The organism is Microbacterium sp. Leaf436 (genome assembly GCF_001424715.1).
Classification (GTDB): domain Bacteria; phylum Actinomycetota; class Actinomycetes; order Actinomycetales; family Microbacteriaceae; genus Microbacterium.
In genome coordinates this window covers 767,308-785,777 of record NZ_LMRB01000002.1, presented here as the reverse complement: position 1 = coordinate 785,777, position 18,470 = coordinate 767,308, and the positions used below count along the sequence as shown (strand labels likewise).

Below are 18,470 nucleotides of genomic sequence, written 5' to 3'. Positions count from 1 at the left end.
GCGCCCTGTGCCGCAGGCCGACTCCTCCGTGACACCCGGGAGGTGGGGGGCAGCGGCCCCCACCCCGATCGACGACGCCGCCCACTCCCGGCAGGCAGGCTCCCGGAAGAACGCGGGACTCAGGCCTCGGTGCTGCGGTGCAGCTTGACCGTCAGGGAGTCGACGAGCACGGCGATGCGGTCGTCGGCGGCCCAGCGGCGGGCGACGCGGGCGAGCACGGCATCCAGTTCCTCCTGCGCGAGACCCGACATCAGCTGCAGATGCACCACCAGCTCGGGACCGCGCAGGCGTCCGGTCGGGTCTCCCGCCTCGACGGCCAGGTCGAGCACGGCCAGCTCGCCCGAGATGCTCTCCTGCAGGCCGGTGAAGATCGTGGGAGACGTGTGCGCGGGCTCCCACGCCTCGCTCTGTGCGATCGCCCAGACGGCGGGGCGGCGGATGACGAACTCCGTCTCCGACCCCGGATCGACGACGATGAGCTCGGTGTCCTCGGAGGCTGCGGCCAGGGCCGTGCGACGCCCGTCGGCGGGAACCGGTCGGGCCAAGGCGTCCCAGGTCTGCAGCGCCGTCACCGACGTGAACACCGGCAGAACCTTGCGGCCGTCGGGAGCGGCGACCGTCACGATCGACAGCTCCTGCGTCTTGTCGACCTCGAGGCCGTGCGCGCCGATGCCGTGGTCGCCCTTCTCGGCGACGAGCGGGATCAGCAGGCGCGCCTCGCGGTAGGCGTCGACCACCGCACGCGCGTCTCCCTCACCGGCGCGGAACGCCAGAAGAGCTGCGAGTAGGGCGGGGTCGGCAGAACCGTCGTCACCCGAGTGCGGGTTGGACTGGAAGCTGCGTCCCTCCCACGGGACGCCGGCGGAATCCGCGTTCGCGGCATCCGAATGGAGGGCGTCCGTGTGCGGAGCGTGCGCACGCTGGTCGTGCCCGTGCGCGCCGTGGCCGTGCGGACCGTCAGTGTCCGGCGACATCCAGTGCCTCAGCGAGCGTGAACTGCCCCGCGTACAGTGCCTTGCCCACGATCGCGCCTTCGACGCCGAGCGGTACCAGGTCGCGCAGCGCCGCGATGTCGTCGAGGCTCGACACCCCGCCCGACGCCACGATCGGCTTCGGGGTGCGCTGCGTCATCTCGCGCAGCAGTTCGATGTTCGGGCCGCGGAGCGTGCCGTCTTTGGTGACGTCGGTGACGACGTAGCGGCTGCAGCCGGCGTCTTCGAGCCGGTCGAGGACGGTCCACAGGTCGCCGCCGTCGCGGGTCCAGCCGCGCGCGGCGAGCGTGGTGCCGCGCACGTCGAGGCCGACGGCGATCGCCTCGCCGTAACGGTTGATGACATCGGCGGCCCACTCGGGGTTCTCGAGTGCGGCCGTGCCGAGGTTGATGCGGCTCGCGCCGCTCTCGAGGGCGGCCTCGAGGGAGCGGTCGTCGCGGATGCCGCCGGACAGCTCGACCTGCACGCCCTTGACCTGCTTGATGACCTTGCGCATCACGGCGGCGTTGTTGCCGCGACCGAAGGCGGCGTCGAGGTCGACGAGGTGGATCCACTGCGCGCCCTGGCGTGCGAAGTCCGCGGCGGCGTCGACGGGGTCGCCGTAGCTGGTCTCGGTGCCGGCCTCACCCTGGGTCAGGCGGACGGCTTTGCCGTCGGCCACATCGACCGCGGGAAGCAGGACAAGTTCGGGCGTCGACGCGAAATCGTTCATGGCTCCTCGCACCCGTCAGCGCACTTCGCCGAGCCTGGGCACGAGGTCACACAGTAGTCGTGCGCAGCCCGTCGATCCAATTGGCCAGGAGCCGGATGCCGGCTTCGCCCGACTTCTCGGGGTGGAACTGCGTCGCCGACAGCGGACCGTTCTCGACCGCCGCGAGAAACGGTGCGCCATACGTGCACCACGTCAGTACGGGCTCCGGGAACGGCGGCGTGACCTCGAGCGACCACTGCTGCGCCGCATACGAGTGCACGAAGTAGAAGCGCTCCTTCTCGATGCCCTGGAACAGGCGCGACCCGTCTCCGGACGCCACGGTGTTCCAGCCCATGTGCGGCAGTACGGGCGCTTCGAGCTCGCCCACCGTGCCCGGCCACTCACCGAGCCCGGGGGTGTCGGCACCGCGCTCGACACCCCGCTCGAACATCACCTGCATGCCGACGCAGATACCGAGCACCGGGCGACCCCCGGCGAGCCGCCGGTCGATGATCTCTCCCCCGCGGCTGGCGTTCAAGGCGCCCATGACCGCGCTGTAGGCACCCACGCCGGGCACGAGGAGCCCGTCGGCGTCGAGGAGCAGCGCGCGGTCGGAGGTCAGTCGCGCGTCGGCACCGGCTTCGATGAGCGCCTTGACGGCCGAGTGGACGTTGCCGGAACCGTAGTCGAGGACCGCGACGACGGGCTTGCGCGTCACAACGCACCCTTGGTGCTGGGGATGCCGTCGACCAGCGGGTCGAGCGCCTTGGCCTGACGGAAGGCGCGCGCGAACGCCTTGTACTCGGCCTCGGCGATGTGGTGCGGGTCGCGCCCACCCAGAACGCGCACGTGCACGGTGAGGCCGCCGTGGATCGAGATGGCCTCGAACGTGTGACGCACGAGCGAACCGGTGAAGTGTCCGCCGATGAGGTGGTGCTCGAAGCCCACGGGCTCACCGGTGTGCACGAGGTACGGGCGACCGCTGATGTCGACGACCGCCTGCGCCAGCGCCTCGTCGAGGGGAACGAGCGCGTCGCCGTAGCGGGCGATCCCCGACTTGTCGCCCAGGGCCTGACGAATCGCCTGACCGAGCACGATCGCGGTGTCCTCGACCGTGTGGTGGGCGTCGATGTGGGTGTCGCCCGTCGCGCGCACCCGCAGATCGGTCAGCGAGTGCTTGGCGAAGGCCGTGAGCATGTGGTCAAAGAACGGCACCGTGGTCTGGATGTCGCTGACCCCGCGACCGTCGAGGTCGAGTTCGAGTTCGATGCGCGACTCGCTCGTCTCGCGCGTGATCAAGGCGGTACGGGGCATGGCGGGGCCGGTCATGACCGCGATCCTACCGAGGCGAGGGCGTCGAGGAACGCGGTGGTCTCGTCGTCGGTACCGGCCGTGACACGCAGGTGGTGCGCGATGCCGACGTCGCGGATGAGCACACCGCGGTCGTACAGCGCCTTCCACGTGGCGGCGGGGTCGTCGACGCCGCCGAAGAGCACGAAGTTCGTCCACGACTCGTGGGCGGTGTACCCGAGGGCGGCCACGGTGGCCGAGATGCGGTCGCGCTGCGCGACGATCTCGTCGACCATCGACAGCATCGTCTCGGCGTGCACGAGGGCCGCCGTCGCGGCGGCCTGCGTGAGCGCGCTCAGGTGGTACGGAAGACGGACGAGTCGCAGCGCGTCGACCAGAGCAGGATCGGCGGCCAGGTACCCCACGCGTGCGCCGGCGAAGGCGAAGGCCTTGCTCATGGTGCGCGACACCACCAGACGCGGGCGACCGGGCAGCAGCGACACGGCCGAGGGCTCGTCACGCGGAGCGAACTCCTGGTAGGCCTCGTCGACGATCACGATGCCGTCGGTCTCGGCGTACACGGCCTCGATCACATCGAGACGCAGCGGGGTACCCGTGGGATTGTTCGGCGCGCAGAGGAAGACGATGTCGGGGCGGTGCTCACGCACCTGGGCCGCGGCGGCCTCGGCGCTCAGCGAGAAGTCGTGCGCGCGTTCCCCGGCGATCCATCGCGCGCCCGTCGCGCGGGTGAGGATCGGGTACATCGAGTAGGTGGGCGCGAAGCCCATGGCCGTCCGGCCCGGTCCACCGAAGGCCTGCAGGATGTGCTGGAGCACCTCGTTGGAGCCGTTGGCCGCCCAGATCTGCTCGCGCGTCAGGCCATGACCGAGGTATGCGGCGAAGCTCTCTCGGAGAGCGGTGAACTCGCGGTCGGGATACCGGTTGACGTCGCGCAGGGCCCGAGCCACGGCGTCGAGGATGTCATCGGCCACCTCGGGCGGAACCGGATGCGTGTTCTCATTCACGTTGAGAGCCACGGGCAGGGCGGCCTGCGGGGCTCCGTAGGGGGTCATCCCCCGCAGATCGTCGCGAAGAGGCAGGTCATCGAGGCGTACGGTCACCCCACCCATCGTAGGCGGCGTGCCGAGGAGCGGCTCATCGCGCACCCGCGGAGGTCAGCCGGCCTGGATGTACTCGGTGGGGATCGCGATGCGCTGACCGGCCGCGAGCGAGCCGCCCTGAAGGGCGTTCAGACGCGTGATCTCGGCGACGACGTCGCGCGGATCGGCCGCGGGGGCGATGTCTTCGGCGATCGACCACAGGGTCTCGCCGCTCATGACCGTGATCTCCGTGAACGAACCGGCCGGTGCGCCGGCGTCGCCCGAGGCGAGTGCTGCTCCCCCACCGACGGCGGCGACGCCGAGGGCGACGGCGAGCGGGAGGGCGACGACGAAGGCGACGACACGGCGCCCGCGGGCGGTGATACGCAGGCGGGTCGTCGAGGCGGTGGAGGTGATGCTGCTCATGGTGTGCTCCTTGGTGGGGAGAGATTCGCACCCCGCCCTCGGCCGGGAGGGCGGTGTGCGAATCTGTATTCCGAATCTATCTTCGATACTGCGACGGTGTCAACACACCGGTTGTCGGAAACGAATCGAACGCGACACGCGTGCGGCTCCGTGTCATTCGTGTCGTCGACCGGATACGGTTTCGACACGGAGACCTCATCACCAACCTCCGACATTCGAATTTCCGCCGCCCTTCCCGCGGCGCGAGGGGAGCACAGATGACCGACGCGACGACCGCCGCAGGGCGCGAACGACCGCAGACGCGACGGCGCAAGAACCTCAGCGACAAGCAGCTCGCGATCCTCGAAGTCATCCAGCGATCGATCGCGCGGCACGGCTATCCGCCGAGCATGCGCGAGATCGGCGACGCCGTCGGCCTGAAGTCGCTGTCGAGCGTCACGCACCAGCTGAACCAGCTCGAGCTCAGCGGCTATCTGCGCCGCGACCCGGGTAAGACCCGCGCCATGGAGGTGCTGATCGACCTTCCCGGCACCGCCGCCGAGAACCCCGCCGACTCCGCCCCCGCGGTGGGCGACGCCGCCCTCGTGCCCCTGGTGGGCCGGATCGCGGCGGGCGTGCCCATCACCGCCGACCAGCACGTGGAGGAGATCTTCCCCCTCCCCCGCCAGCTCGTCGGCAAGGGCGAGTTGTTCATGCTCAAGGTCTCGGGCGACTCGATGATCGACGCGGCGATCTGCGACGGCGACTGGGTGGTCGTGCGTTCGCAGGCGAATGCGGAGAACGGCGAGATCGTGGCCGCGATGCTCGACGGCGAGGCAACGGTGAAGACGTTCCGTCGCCGTGACGGCCACACCTGGCTGCTCCCCCGCAACAGCGCGTTCGAGCCCATCCTCGGCGACGAGGCCGTCGTGCTCGGGCGCATCGTGGCGGTGCTGCGCGCGGTGTGAACCGTGCGTCGCGGCGGCGGGCGCACCACAATGGCGCCATGACCGTCGGCCCGCCCTCGACCGCATCGACCTCGACGAAACGCGTCGCGAAGCCGTCAACCGTGGTGCGCGTCACGGCATCCGTCGTGGTGCTGATCGTGGTGGCCCTGCTGACGCCGGTGGCCCTCGTCGCCTCCTGGGTGCGCGTGCAGCTCGTCGATGAGGACTCCTTCGTCGCCACGCTCGCGCCCCTCTCGTCCGACCCCGCCGTGCAAGACCTCGTCATCGCCGAGACGACGAGCGCCATCTCGGCGTCGGTCGACTTCTCGGCGATCGCGGGCGCGGGCGTCGACGGTCTCGTCGCCCTCGGCGTGCCGCAGGAAGCGGCGCGCGTCCTCGGCCTGGTGGCACAGCCGTCGGCCGACTCGCTGCGATCGATCACGCAGCAGGCGGTGACCGACGTGGTGCACTCCGACCGGTTCTCCGACGTCTGGTCGGGGGTCGTGCGCACCGCGCACCGCGCCTTCGTCTTCGGAGCCACCTCCGACGGTGGCGGCATCATCGTGCAGACCCCGGACGGCCTGGGCGTGCAGATCGGCGGGGTGGTCTCGGCGATCGTCGCCGAGCTGGACCTGCAGGGATCGCCCGTGGCCGCGCTGGTCCCCCCGATCGACCGGGTCGTGGTCCTCGGCGACGGAACGACGCTGCAGGCCGTGCGGTCGGCGTACGCGGCCGCCACCACGGCGGGAGTGGCGGCACCCCTGCTCGTGGGCGTGCTCCTGGTCGGCGGGGTCGTCGTCGCTCCCCGTCGACGGCGCGCGCTGATCGGCGCCGGCATCGCGGTCGCCGTCGGCTCGGCCGCCGTGCTCGTGGCGGTCGCCGTGGGCGCGGCGCAGGCGCACCGCACCGCCGTTCTGCGGGGCTTCGACGCCGCGGGGATCGACGCCGTGGTGCGGCAGCTCTCGTCCGGTCTCGTGGGCACCGCGAACACGGTTCTGGGCATCGGCCTCGTCGCGGGCATCGCGGGCGTCCTGCTCGTCCGGCGTGCCCGCCCCCGACGGATGTCGGAGCCCCGGCCTACGCTGGAGTGATGGCAGACACCCTCCCCTACGGTTCCTGGCCCTCCCCGATCACTCCCGAGTCGGTGGCGCAGTCCTCCCCCCGCATCGACGGCGCGCTGTTCGTCGGCGATGAGGTGTGGTGGGCGGAATCCGTGCCCGCCGAGGCGGGTCGCGTCGCGGTGAAACGGCGCCGCACCGACGGTGCGGTCGAGACGGTGCTGCCCGCACCCGCCAACGCCCGTTCCGCCGTTCACGAATACGGCGGCGGGGCCTGGACCGCCTCCGACGACGGGGAGCTGTTCTACGTCGAGAAGACCGACCAGCGCGTCTACGCCCTTCGCCCGGGCGGCGAGGCGCGCGCGCTGACGCCGGCCGACGACACGGTGCGCCACGGCGGGTTGCGGTTCGAGCACGGCACCCTGCTCGCCGTCCGCGAGACGCACGGGAGTGACCGCGTTCCCGCCCGCGCCATCGTGCGCATCTCGCTCGACGGCGCCGTCGACGTGCTCGCCGAGGGCAGCGACTTCGTCGCGCAGCCCGCGCTGTCGCCCGACGGCCGGTCTCTCGCGTGGGTGGCATGGAACCACCCCGACATGCCCTGGGACGCCACGACCCTGCGCGTGACCGAGATCGGCACCGACGAGGTGCGCGAGATCGCCGACACCCCGCGCCGCGCCCCGCTCCAGCCCGTGTGGCTCGGCGACGACGAGCTGTTGTACGCCGACGACCCCGACGGCCGGTGGAACCTGTTCCGCCGTCCCCTCGACGGCGAGCCGCAGCCGGTGTCGCCGGTCGACGCCGACACGGGCGGCGGGCTGTGGGTGCTCGGGACGCGGTGGTTCGGAGCGACCGACGACGGGCGCATCGTCGCCGTCCGCACCGACGGTGCCGACGAGATCGTCGAGATCGCGCCGTCCGGCGTGCGCCCGGTGGACGTGCCCGTCGTGGCCGGCGCGGCGATCGATGACGTGCGCGGGCACCGCGTGCTCGTGTCGGGCTCCGACGCCGGCGGCCGCTCGGGGCTGTGGGCGGTCGACCTCGACGCCGGCACCGTCGACCTGGTGACCGGTGGATCCGGGGCCTGGGGCGACGAATGGATGCCGACGGCCCGTGCCCTCGAGACCGAGGGGCCGCACGGACCCGTGCACGCTTTCGCTTACGCGCCCACGAACCCCGACGTCGCCGCGCCCGAGAACGAGCGCCCGCCTTACGTCGTGCTCGTGCACGGTGGCCCCACCTCGCACGTGGGTCCGGCGCCGTCAGCCAAGACGGCGTTCTTCACGAGCCGTGGCATCGGCGTGCTCGACGTGAACTACGGCGGTTCCACCGGATACGGTCGCGACTACCGTGACCGGCTGAAGGGTCAGTGGGGCGTGGTCGATGTCGATGACGTCGCCGCCGCGGCCTCCGCCCTCGCCGAAGCGGGTCTGGCCGACCGCGAGCGCCTGGCGATCGCCGGGGGCTCCGCCGGCGGATGGACGGTGCTCGCCGCCGTGACGAACACCGACGTGTTCTCGGCCGGGATCTCGCGCTACGGCGTGGGCGACGCCCGTGCCCTCGCCGAAGACACTCACGACTTCGAGGCCCGGTATCTCGACGGCCTGATCGGACCGCTGCCCGAGGCCGAAGCGGTGTACGTGGAGCGCTCGCCTCTGAGCCATCCCGAGCGCTTCCGCGTTCCCCTGCTCATCCTGCAGGGAAGCGAGGACCGGGTCGTGCCGCCGTCGCAGGCCGAGGCGATCCGTGACGCCCTCGCGGCGCACGAGATTCCCCACGCGTACGTCCTGTACGAGGGCGAGGGCCACGGCTTCCGCCGCGCCGAGACGGTAGTCGACTCCCTGCGACGCGAACTGGGCTTCCTCGGGGCGGTTTTCGGCTTCGAGACCCCCGGTATTCCGCCGCTCGAGCTGAGCTGAGGCTGTCGCGCGGCTGAAGCGGGCGATGCAGGCTCTCGGTGCGGAAGAAGCCGAGGCGTCGGCGCGCGCGTCGGGACAGCGTCGGGGGCGAGGTCGGCGTGCACGGTGCGCGCCCCCGAACCGCACGCCGACGGGCCCCCACCGCGATCGGAGGGGGCCCGTCGTGCGACGGCCGTCAGGCCGCGAACTGCTCCAGCTCGGCCGCCAGGCGCGCCCCCACGTGAGCGTGCAGGAACGTCCCCGTGTCGCGGTGCTCCTGCGCCACGATGAGTCCGCTCTCGTGCACGGCCGACACGAGGTCACCACGGTCGTACGGGACGACCGCCTGCACCTCGACGGCGGGCAGGGGCAGAGCGTCCTCGATGGCGGCGCGAAGCTCCTCGATCCCCTCGCCCGTGCGCGACGAGACGAACTTCGCGTTCGGGGCGAGGCCGCGCAGCACCAGGCGTTCGTCCTCGGTCACGAGGTCGGCCTTGTTGAAGACGACGATCTCCTGACCGAAGTTCGCGTCGACATCGCCCATCACGTCGCGCACCGTCATCAGCTGCGCGGCCGGATCGGGATGCGACGCGTCGACGACGTGCAGGATGACGTCGGCGTCGCCGACCTCTTCCAACGTCGAGCGGAACGCCTCGACGAGCTGGTGCGGCAGGTTGCGCACGAAGCCGACCGTGTCGGTCAGCGTGTACACGCGCCCGTCGGTCGTCTCGGAACGGCGGACCGTGGCATCCAGGGTCGCGAACAGCGCGTTCTCGACCAGCACGCCCGCGCTGGTGAGGCGGTTGAGCAGGCTGGACTTTCCGGCGTTGGTGTACCCGGCGATCGCGACCGACGGGATGGTGTGACGCTTGCGCTCGGCACGCTTGGCCTCGCGCGCCGGGGCGAAGTCGCGCAGCTGCTTGCGCAGCAGAGCCATCTTCGTGCGGATGCGACGACGATCGAGCTCGATCTTCGTCTCACCCGGACCGCGCGAGCCCATGCCCGCGCCTCCGGCACCGACCTGTCCACCGGCCTGGCGCGACATCGAGTCACCCCAGCCGCGCAGACGCGGCAGCAGGTATTCGAGCTGCGCGAGCTCGACCTGCGCCTTGCCCTCGCGGCTCTTCGCGTGCTGGCTGAAGATGTCGAGGATCACCGTGGTGCGGTCGATCACCTTCACCTTCACGACGTCCTCGAGCGCGCGACGCTGGCTCGGGGCGAGCTCGGTGTCGGCGATGACGGTGTCGGCGCCGACGGCGGCGACGATGTCGCGCAGCTCCGCCGCCTTGCCGCGGCCGACGTACGTCGCCGGGTCGGGATGGGGACGACGCTGCAGAACGCCGTCGAGCACGACGGCCCCCGCGGTCTCGGCGAGCGCCGACAGCTCGCGCAGGGAGTTCTCGGCATCGGCCTGCTCGCCCTGCGGGTGCACGCCGACGAGAACGACGTTCTCGAGGCGCAGCTGGCGGTACTCGACCTCGGTGACGTCTTCGAGCTCGGTCGACAAACCGGCCACGCGGCGCAGCGCTGCGCGTTCCTCGCGGTCCCACTGGTCGCCGTCGGCGTCGCCGCCGTACGCCGTGGAGGCGTCTTGAAGCGCCTGCGCTGCACCGAAGACCCGGACCCCGCGGTGCGCTTCGGCGCGCGACAGCACGCGGTCCACCGGGTCGACCGGCGTCGCGTCCGTGCTCGGGGGTGTGGTCTGTTCGGTCATGTGTTCCTTCCGTCCGCGGGTGTTCCCACGGTTTTTCCTGGTGTTCTCGCACTTTAGCCGCCCGCGGCGTCGCGCGGCCGGGTCGGATATTCTGTGGGGATGGGGAGCGAGCACTACTTCAGCGCGTCGCCGTCGAGTCCCGAACAGCTCCGCCGTATCCGAGTGACACTCGCGGGGCGCGAATTCGAGGCCGTGACGGCGGGTGGCGTCTTCAGTCCCGATCACGTGGATGCCGGAACCTCGGTGCTGCTGCACAACACCCCTCCCCCTCCCGCCGGCGGGGACTTCCTCGACCTGGGGTGCGGGTGGGGTCCGATCTCGTTGTCGCTCGCGCTCGCCTCACCGCACGCGACCATCTGGGCGGTCGACGTCAACGAACGTGCTCTCGATCTCGTGAGGCGGAACGCGCAGTCCCTCGGCCTCACCAACATCAACGCGGTGCGACCGGAAGATGTTCCCGACGACGTGTCGTTCCGGACCATCCGGTCGAACCCGCCGATCCGCGTGGGCAAGAGCGAACTGCACGGCATGCTCGAGCACTGGGTCCCTCGGCTCACCGAGCGCAGCGACGGGTGGTTCGTCGTGCAGCGCAACCTCGGCTCCGACTCGCTGCAGCGCTGGCTGTCCACGACGTTCGAGAACGGCTACAGCGTGCAGCGCGCCGCCACCGGGCGCGGTTTCCGTGTGCTCCGGGTGCGCCGTCACGGCTCGCCGCCGAGCGAGCCGATCGACATCATCGCCTGAGTCGCCGTCGTTCAGGCGCACGGAACGATCCCGGCCACCAGCGGGGTTCCCACGACCCCTCGACGCGCGCCGGACCGCGGCCCATCGACGGGCTCAGGCCAGTGCGACCTCGCCGGTGAACACCAGCGATGCCGGCCCCGACAAGAACACGCGCCCCTCGGCGACCCGCACCCCGAGCGTGCCGCCGGGGGTGTCCACGACCCACGAGTCGGGAGCAGCCGCGCCCGCCCAGTGCCGCACGGCCAGAGCGGCGGCCGCGACGCCGGTGCCGCAGCTGAGCGTCTCGCCGACTCCGCGTTCGAAGACGCGCAGGCGGATCGCGCCGACGCCGTCACGCACCAGCGGATCGGCGGGAACGACGAACTCCACGTTCGCCCCGTGCCGCGGCGCGGGATCGAGCACCGGCTGGAAGGCGAGCTCGAGGCCGTCGAGCTCGGCCTCGGACGACAGCGCGACGACGACGTGCGGGTTGCCCACGTCGATGCCCACGCCCGGTCGCGCCACCGGAAGCCCCTTCGCGCGGACGAGGGTCTCTTCCGCCTCGATCGCGTAGGCCCCCAGATCGACCTCGAAGCCGCGATCGCTGCGGGTGAGGGTCTTGACCCCCGCGCGGGTGCCGATGCGCAGGCCCCCCTCGATCGAGGCGAGGCCGGTGTCGGTGAGGTAGCGGGCGAACACGCGTGTGCCGTTGCCGCACATCTCTGCCGCGGACCCGTCGGCGTTGCGATAGTCCATGAACCACTCGGCGCCGGATGCCATGGCATCCGCCCCCTCGTCGATCGCCGAGGAGCGCACCACGCGCAGCAGACCGTCGGCACCGATGCCGAAGTGGCGGTCGCAGAGCGCGGCGATCTGCGCGGCGGACAGGTCGAGCTCGCCGTCGGGGTCGGCCACGACCACGAAATCGTTGCCGGTGCCGTGGCCTTTGGTGAACGCGAGAGTCGCCATGCGACCAGTCTAGGAGCGGGCGTCGGGGTCGCTTCCCGGGGCGTCTGCGAAACGGCACCGCGCGGGTGACGGCACGCGCTCTTCGCGGCGGTCGCTAGGCTGTCCCAGCCCTCCGCCCTTCCGTTCGAGGAGACCCATGCCGAAGCCCCCCGCCCTGGTCGCGCCCTCGTTCGATCGCCCTCCGCTGGACGATCTCGATCCGGGAGAGCCCGCGGCCCTCGCTCCCCGGGCGGCCCTGGAGGGGCTGTCGTTCCGCGACCTCCGCGTCGACGGTCTCGACCTCGAGAGCGCGGAACTGACGCTGTGCCGCATCGAGGGCCTCCGCGCGCCCGAGGTCACGCTGCGGTATGCGCACCTGTCCGAATCCGCGCTGTCGGGCTGGGACGTGCCGATCGTCCGGTCGGCGCGGACCACGTGGCGCGACGTCGAGATCGAGGGGTCGCGTACGGGATCGCTCGAGGCCTACGAGTCGACCTGGAACGGCGTGCATTTCGTCAACTGCCGACTCGGATTCGTGAACCTGCGCGGGTCCCACCTGCAAGACGTCGCCTTCACCGACTGCACGATCGACGAACTCGACCTGGGGCAGTCCCGGGTCACCCGCTTCGCCGCGAACGGCACCCGGATCTCGCAGCTCATCGTCGAGCAGGCGACGCTGCAGCACACCGACCTCCGCGGCGCCGAGCTGGAAGGCCTCGCGGGTCTGTCGGCGCTGCGGGGCGCGACCATCTCGTCGATGCAGCTGCAGCAGCTGGCCCCGCTCCTGGCCGCGGACCGCGGCATCACCGTCCGGGACTGACACGAGCGGGCGCGGGTCGGCGATCGGCCGTGAGCCCGACGCGTGAAGCCGGCGCCGGGAGAGCTGACCGCCGCGCTCAGCCGGGTGGCGGCGGTCCGCCCGGTCCGTCGACAACGAGCCTCTTGCCGGTGGCCCACGTCTCGAACGGTTCGTACCCCAGGGCGTCGTAGAAGCCCCGGGCGCCCGTGTTGTCGGGACGCACCATGAGCTGCACCTTCGGGCAGCCGAGCGCCTCGAGCAGCCGCTCCGCCTCGGCCACGAGCAGGCGACCGACGCCCCGACCACGGTGCGACGCCGCCGCGGCCAGGTAGTAGAGCCACCCGCGGTGGCCGTCGTAGCCCGACATGACGCTGCCGACCACGGTGTCGCCGTCGACGGCCACGAGGAACAACTCCGGCTGCACCGTGAGCTTGCGGCGGATGTCGGCTCGGGGGTCGTTCCACGGTCGCGTGAGGCCCGCCTCCTCCCAGAGGGCGACGACGGCGTCCTCGTCGTCGAGCTCGAAGCTCCGCACGACGACGCTCACTCCCCCGCCTCCCCCGCGGACACCAGGGTCGTGGCATCCACGGTGCGGGCGTCGACCCATCGCGCCTGGGCGTAGCGGCGGAACCACGACACCTGTCGCCGCGCGTACCGGCGAGTGAGGGCCTGCGTCTCGGCCACGGCGTCGTCGCGCGTCAGGTCGCCGCGGAGCTGAGCGAGGGCCTGTGCGTACCCGATCGCCCGTGCCGCGGTGACGCCGCGCTCGAGCCCGTCACCGCGCAGCCGCTCGACCTCGTCGAGCATCCCGGCCGCCCACATGCCCTCGACGCGGGCGTCGAGGAGCGGCACGAGCTGTTCGCGGTCGACCGTCGTCGCGATGATCCGGGTATCGGGATGCCAGAACTCCGGCGCGGAGGGAAGGGCGCCGCCGTGCGTCTCGCCGCCCTGTGCCAGCACCTCGAGCGCCCGCACCACCCGGCGACCGTTGCGCGGATCGATGCGCTCGGCGGCGGCGGGATCGGCCTCGCGCAGTCGCGCGTACAGCGCACCCGCGCCGAGACGGTCGAGCTCCGCCTCGAGCCGTGCCCGCACGGCCTCGTCGCGCGGGGGGAACCGGAAGTCCCACAGCACTCCCGAGACGTACAGGCCGGAGCCGCCCACGAGGATCGCGTCGGCTCCGCGGCCGTGGATCTCGGCGATCGCCGCGCGGGCGGCATCCTGATACCAGGCCACCGCCGCCTCTTCGGTGACGGCGAGGGCGTCGAAGAGGTGATGCGCGATGCCGCGGCGGTCGCCGACCGGGAGCTTCGCGGTCCCGATGTCCATGCCCCGGTACAGCTGCATGGCATCGGCGTTCACGATCTCGGCCGCGCGTCCCCGGGCGGCGAGGGCCTCGGCGAGATCGAGTGAGAGCCCCGTCTTGCCGGTGCCCGTGGCCCCGACGACGGCCCACAGGCGCGGTGCGGCGGAACTCACACTCCGACGCGCAGGGACGGCAGACCGAGCGAGACCGCGCGCGGGGTCGCGGCGTCGCCCACCGGCGCCGGGACGCCGCAGGACTCCGCTTGCGAACGGTCCCAGGCATCTCCCGCGCGCGTCCGGCGGATGCGCAGGGGCGCGGCATCGGGCGCGTCGGCCAGCAGGTGGAAGGGCGCGGCGCGCGTCACGGTGACCGAGACCACGTCGCCGGGGCGCGGGACGGGAGAGCCCGCCGGCACCTCGAAGTGCACGAGACGATTGTCTTCGGAGCGACCGGTGAGGCGGTGTGTCGCGGCGTCCTTCTTGCCCTCACCCGCCGAGACGAGCACCTCGAGCGTGCGCCCGAGCTGCTTCTGGTTCTCTTCGGCCGCAATGCGGTCCTGCAGAGCCATGAGCCGCTCGTAGCGCTCCTGCACGACGGCCTTCGGGACCTGGTCGGGCATGGTGGCCGCCGGCGTCCCCTCGCGGATGGAGTACTGGAACGTGAAGGCGGTCGCGAACCGCGATGCCTCGACGACCCGCAACGTCTCGAGGAAGTCCTCCTCGGTCTCGCCGGGGAAGCCCACGATGATGTCGGTGGTGATGGCCGCGTGCGGCATGCGCTCGCGCACCCGATCCAGGATGCCGAGGAACTTCTCGCTCCGATAGGACCGGCGCATCGCCTTGAGCACGCGGTCGGAACCGGACTGCAACGGCATGTGCAACTGCGGCATGACGGCGGGCGTCTCGGCCATCGCCGCGATGACGTCGTCGGTGAACGCGGCGGGGTGCGGGCTCGTGAACCGGATGCGCTCGAGGCCCTCGATCTCGCCGGCCGCGCGCAGGAGCTTGCCGAAGGCGAGGCGATCGCCGAATTCGACGCCGTAGGAATTGACGTTCTGACCCAGCAGAGTGACCTCGATGGCACCGTCGTCGACCAGCAGGCGGATCTCGTTCAGGATGTCGCCGGGGCGACGGTCCTTCTCTTTGCCGCGCAGGCTCGGCACGATGCAGAACGTGCAGGTGTTGTTGCATCCCACCGAGATCGACACCCACCCGCTGTGCACCGAATCGCGTTTGGTGGGCAGGGTGGAGGGGAAGATCTCGAGCGACTCGAGGATCTCGAGCTCGGCTTCGCCGTTGTGTCGGGCGCGCTCCAGCATGCCGGGCAGCGACCCCATGTTGTGCGTGCCGAAGACGACGTCGACCCACGGGGCCTTCTGCTGCACGGCGTCCTTGTCCATCTGCGCCAGGCACCCGCCGACCGCGATCTGCATGCCCGCGCGGGCGTCCTTGCGGGACTTCAGGTGCCCCAACGTCCCGTACAGCTTGCCGGCGGCGTTGTCGCGCACGGCGCACGTGTTGATCACGACGACGTCGGCCTCGGACCCGGCAACGGCGCGGACGTATCCCGCGCTCTCGAGCGATCCCGACAGGCGCTCCGAATCGTGGACGTTCATCTGGCATCCGAAGGTGCGCACCTCGTAGGTGCGAGCGCCCGTCTCGCCCTGTGCGGCGGGAGAGGGAGCGATGAGCGTCGGGGAGGAAACGGGGGTCGTCATGATGCGAGCAAGTCTAAGCGCCGGGGCGGGACGAGCCTCGGGCCGGACTCGGCGTCACCCGGGCAGGCGCGGAGCGACCGTGGTCACCGGAGACTACTGAGGGGCACTACTGGTCGAAAGCCGCGGACTACCTGTGTGCCACCTTTGGCGCAAAAGGCGCAATACGCTTCGGATAGAGGCCGGAAGACGCTGCGCTCAGTAGGTAGCCTTGCGGTCGTAGCCATAACCCGTCCGCCTGCGGGTTTTCCGGGGGGAGATGGGCATGCGGAAAGAACGATCGCGGGAGTGGGCGAAAGCCCTCGTGGGGGCAGACCGGAACGCCGGCGTGCTGGCATCCCGATTGCGAGAGGGCACCTCTTTCGTGCTGGCGGGGCCACGAGGAAGTGGACGGAGCTACCTGCTCCGCGCCGTCGCCGCCGAGCTCGAACGCTGGGGCTCCGCGCCCGTGGTGCTGCGGCCGTCCACCCTCCTGAGCGACATCCCGTTCGGCGCGATCGACGCCACCGACGATCCGCGAGCCTCAGCTCTGCGGGACGGCCCGCCACCCGACTCCGCCCGCACCATCGTGATCGTCGACGACGTCGACGCGCTCGATACCGCCTCCACGACCGCGATCGTCCGCGCGGCGGCCGCGCGGCGGGTCACCGTCCTCATCGGCGTGCGCACCGCGCGGGCACGGGCAGCCCGCCCCACCGCGGAATCCGACGCGCAGCGCCTCGCCCTGGGGCTCTGGCACGACGGCTTCGCGAAGCGGATCGATCTCGGCGAGCTCATCGCCGTCGACGCCGAGGAGCTCGTGTCCCTCTTCCCCGGGAGCGACGCTCTCGACAGTGCCACCCGCGCGGGGCTCGTCTGGCGCGCTGACGGCTCCCGCACGCTTCTGCGGCACCTCCTTCTCGAGGCCCTCTCGGCCGTGGCCGCGGGACGTGATCCCCTCCGCGCGCTCGAGAACATCGCACCGCAGAGCCGCCTGGCCGTCGCTGTCGAGCATCACGTCGCCGACATCGCCCCCGACGACCTCGTCTGCCTCTCCGTCGTCCACCGACTCCCGCACCTCGAGCTCAGCGTGGCCACGCGCCTGTTCCCGGCCGACACCGTCGACGGCCTGGTGGCCAGCGGATTGCTGCACGCCGACGGCACTGCGGCTCGGCGCCTCACGGCGAACGAGCTCATCGCGCGTGAGGCCGAACGTCAGCTCGGGTCGGCGTGCGCGCGCGCGATCATCGACGCCGCATCTGACCGCATGCTGACCGAGGCCGACGAGTGGTGGAGCCTGCCGATCTCGCTCCACATCGCCGAGAAGTGGCACCGGGATGGGTCCTCGTCGGCCGACGCCCCGCAGATCGATCCCCTCGTCCGCGCGCGGATCGCGCTCGACGCGGCGCGGATCGCCAACGATCGAGGCGACTCCGCTCACGCGGCCGCACACGCCGCGCGGGGCCTGCGCGCCCACGATCATCCCGACCTCCGGCTGGAGGCCGTGCTCGCCTCCGGGGGGTGGAACGATTCCGAGTCCGGAGTCGACGCGGTCGACGCGTCTGATCGCGACGTCCTTCGGCGACTCGCGCGGCTGCGCGCGCGACCGCGCGACGGAGCCGCTGACTCCGCAGCCCCGCGTGACGAGGGTGACGCGGACACCCAGATCGAGGTCTTGCTGGTGCGATCCGGCCAGGCGGGCGACGCCCTCGACTGGGCTGCGGCTGCCGACCTTGCGGCCCAAGCCGTGGCGGTGCAGGCCGCGTCGCCCGAGGCACGTCTGCGCGCACTCATCACCGCCGGAACATCGGCGGCCTTCCGTGGCGGGTGGAGCGCCGCATGCCGGTACTACCGCGCCGCGGAAAGACTCCTCGACTCCCGACAGAAGGTCACGGGGATCTCCGCCAAAGACCGATTGTCCGCCGTGATGTTCATGCTCGCCGGGTATCAGGTGGCGGGAGCCGACGGCAGCGACGTGTGCCAGCGGCTCGACGAAGAGCTGCGCACCGCGGCACGCGAGGGCGGGGCAGCAGAGCTGACGCTCGCGGGCGCTGCGGCCAGCATCGCCTTCGCCAGCGAGGGCCGACCGGTCGAGTCGCAGCGGGAGTTGGAAGCGGCGCTCGGGCGGCAGCCGCTCGCCGTCACGGACTCGAATGCCGCGATGATCGAGCTGGGCGTCGCCGAGGAACTCGCGATGAGCGGGCGCACGAAGGAGGCACGCGCCTCTTTGGCGGGTCTCGACCTGGAAGCCAGCCCGCTGCTCGTTCACGGCATGCGGTACGTCGAAACGACCATCCTCGCGGCCGAAGGGCGAGACGAGGAGGCCCGGGCGACAGCTCGCGCGGCGGCCGAAGTGACGGCCGGGACGACCGCTGCGGCGCTGCGGATCCGCGACCTCTTCCGCCTTTCGACCCTGGGAGCAGCCACCCGGGAAGAGACCGACGAACTCATCCAGCTCGCCGCCACCACAGACCTCCCCCTCGCCACCGAAGCGGTGCGGCGGTTGTCGGCCCGTTCGGTGGAAGAGGAATCGACTCCCGTCGACGAGCTGCGCTTGCACAACCTGTGGACCGCGGATCACGGCGAGCGGTGGACGGAACCGGGAGGGATCGAGCGGCTCCCCGCGCACTCCCCTGCCCTGGCCTCGGGCGAAGAACTGACCCGACGCGAGCACGAGATCGCCGTGCTGGTCGTCGAGGGCCTGACGAACCGAGAGATCGCGACACGACTGTTCCTGTCGGTACGCACGGTCGAATCGCACGTGTACCAGGCGCGCTTGAAGGTCGGGGCGGCGAGTCGACGCGATCTGGGCCGTATGGTGGCCGCCGGTGTGGTGCCTGTGCCGCCCGGGGTGCGGTAGCAGGCCCGCCGCGCGTGCGGCGAGCGGACCCGCCGGGCGTGCGGTG

17 protein-coding genes are annotated in these 18,470 nt (G+C 71.6%); 6 read left to right on the top strand and 11 right to left on the bottom strand.

Features of this window, described 5'->3' with window-relative positions:
• Nucleotides 1–119 precede the first annotated feature (119 nt).
• The 6 genes from ASG45_RS07920 to ASG45_RS07895 are packed head-to-tail and all read right to left on the bottom strand — an operon-like array spanning nt 120 to nt 4,499.
• Complete coding sequence (locus ASG45_RS07920) at nt 120–974, bottom strand: SseB family protein (RefSeq protein WP_055835212.1); 855 nt, start codon at nt 972–974, stop codon at nt 120–122.
• Nucleotides 958–1,704, bottom strand: a complete 747-nt coding sequence (priA, locus tag ASG45_RS07915; protein ID WP_055835208.1) for a bifunctional 1-(5-phosphoribosyl)-5-((5-phosphoribosylamino)methylideneamino)imidazole-4-carboxamide isomerase/phosphoribosylanthranilate isomerase PriA — start codon at nt 1,702–1,704, stop codon at nt 958–960. Before priA ends, ASG45_RS07920 begins: the two co-directional genes overlap by 17 nt.
• 46 nt (nt 1,705–1,750) lie before the next feature.
• Nucleotides 1,751–2,401 carry an imidazole glycerol phosphate synthase subunit HisH gene (gene hisH / locus ASG45_RS07910; RefSeq protein WP_055835204.1) on the bottom strand — a complete coding sequence of 217 codons (651 nt, stop codon included), beginning with the start codon at nt 2,399–2,401 and terminating at the stop codon, nt 1,751–1,753.
• A complete protein-coding gene (gene hisB / locus ASG45_RS07905; protein ID WP_055835202.1) occupies nt 2,398–3,012 on the bottom strand; it encodes an imidazoleglycerol-phosphate dehydratase HisB in 615 nt (204 codons plus the stop codon). The genes hisH and hisB overlap by 4 nt, the downstream gene beginning before the upstream one ends.
• Nucleotides 3,009–4,103, bottom strand: a complete 1,095-nt coding sequence (locus ASG45_RS07900; protein ID WP_082509313.1) for a histidinol-phosphate transaminase — start codon at nt 4,101–4,103, stop codon at nt 3,009–3,011. The genes hisB and ASG45_RS07900 overlap by 4 nt, the downstream gene beginning before the upstream one ends.
• A 45-nt stretch (nt 4,104–4,148) precedes the next feature.
• Nucleotides 4,149–4,499 carry a LysM peptidoglycan-binding domain-containing protein gene (locus tag ASG45_RS07895; RefSeq protein WP_055835195.1) on the bottom strand — a complete coding sequence of 117 codons (351 nt, stop codon included), beginning with the start codon at nt 4,497–4,499 and terminating at the stop codon, nt 4,149–4,151.
• A 257-nt stretch (nt 4,500–4,756) separates the two neighbouring features.
• Here ASG45_RS07895 and lexA point away from each other — a divergent pair, with 257 nt between their 5' ends.
• Genes lexA through ASG45_RS07880 form a run of 3 tightly spaced genes read left to right on the top strand, consistent with a single transcriptional unit; the run spans nt 4,757 to nt 8,402 of the window.
• Nucleotides 4,757–5,446, top strand: coding sequence for a transcriptional repressor LexA (gene lexA, locus ASG45_RS07890; RefSeq protein ID WP_055835192.1), 690 nt, complete (start codon nt 4,757–4,759; stop codon nt 5,444–5,446).
• Between the two features lie 38 nt (nt 5,447–5,484).
• Nucleotides 5,485–6,516, top strand: coding sequence for a hypothetical protein (locus ASG45_RS07885; protein WP_055835189.1), 1,032 nt, complete (start codon nt 5,485–5,487; stop codon nt 6,514–6,516).
• Entirely contained in the window at nt 6,516–8,402 is a 1,887-nt protein-coding gene (locus tag ASG45_RS07880; RefSeq protein ID WP_055835186.1) for a S9 family peptidase, read from the top strand. Before ASG45_RS07885 ends, ASG45_RS07880 begins: the two co-directional genes overlap by 1 nt.
• A 175-nt stretch (nt 8,403–8,577) precedes the next feature.
• On the opposite strand, the gene hflX is transcribed toward ASG45_RS07880, so the two are convergent.
• Entirely contained in the window at nt 8,578–10,095 is a 1,518-nt protein-coding gene (gene hflX, locus ASG45_RS07875) for a GTPase HflX (protein ID WP_055835183.1), read from the bottom strand.
• Nucleotides 10,096–10,194: 99 nt separating this feature from the next.
• On the opposite strand from hflX, the gene ASG45_RS07870 reads away from it, so the two are divergent.
• Complete coding sequence (locus ASG45_RS07870) at nt 10,195–10,839, top strand: class I SAM-dependent methyltransferase (RefSeq protein WP_055835180.1); 645 nt, start codon at nt 10,195–10,197, stop codon at nt 10,837–10,839.
• A 93-nt stretch (nt 10,840–10,932) separates the two neighbouring features.
• On the opposite strand, the gene dapF is transcribed toward ASG45_RS07870, so the two are convergent.
• A complete protein-coding gene (dapF, locus tag ASG45_RS07865) occupies nt 10,933–11,787 on the bottom strand; it encodes a diaminopimelate epimerase (RefSeq protein ID WP_055835177.1) in 855 nt (284 codons plus the stop codon).
• A 136-nt stretch (nt 11,788–11,923) separates the two neighbouring features.
• On the opposite strand from dapF, the gene ASG45_RS07860 reads away from it, so the two are divergent.
• Complete coding sequence (locus ASG45_RS07860; RefSeq protein ID WP_055835174.1) at nt 11,924–12,586, top strand: pentapeptide repeat-containing protein; 663 nt, start codon at nt 11,924–11,926, stop codon at nt 12,584–12,586.
• Between the two features lie 76 nt (nt 12,587–12,662).
• Here the strand turns inward: ASG45_RS07860 and ASG45_RS07855 are convergent, their stop codons facing one another.
• Genes ASG45_RS07855 through miaB form a run of 3 tightly spaced genes read right to left on the bottom strand, consistent with a single transcriptional unit; the run spans nt 12,663 to nt 15,588 of the window.
• Nucleotides 12,663–13,112: a GNAT family acetyltransferase gene (locus tag ASG45_RS07855; RefSeq protein WP_055835171.1), complete on the bottom strand. Its 450-nt coding sequence runs from the start codon at nt 13,110–13,112 to the stop codon at nt 12,663–12,665.
• The gene (miaA, locus tag ASG45_RS07850) at nt 13,109–14,044 is read right to left on the bottom strand and encodes a tRNA (adenosine(37)-N6)-dimethylallyltransferase MiaA (protein WP_055835167.1); all 936 of its coding nucleotides are present in this window, start codon (nt 14,042–14,044) and stop codon (nt 13,109–13,111) included. The genes ASG45_RS07855 and miaA overlap by 4 nt, the downstream gene beginning before the upstream one ends.
• Entirely contained in the window at nt 14,041–15,588 is a 1,548-nt protein-coding gene (gene miaB, locus ASG45_RS07845; protein WP_055835164.1) for a tRNA (N6-isopentenyl adenosine(37)-C2)-methylthiotransferase MiaB, read from the bottom strand. The genes miaA and miaB overlap by 4 nt, the downstream gene beginning before the upstream one ends.
• 262 nt (nt 15,589–15,850) lie before the next feature.
• Here miaB and ASG45_RS07840 point away from each other — a divergent pair, with 262 nt between their 5' ends.
• Nucleotides 15,851–18,424 carry a LuxR C-terminal-related transcriptional regulator gene (locus ASG45_RS07840; protein ID WP_156459406.1) on the top strand — a complete coding sequence of 858 codons (2,574 nt, stop codon included), beginning with the start codon at nt 15,851–15,853 and terminating at the stop codon, nt 18,422–18,424.
• Nucleotides 18,425–18,470: the final 46 nt, after the last annotated feature.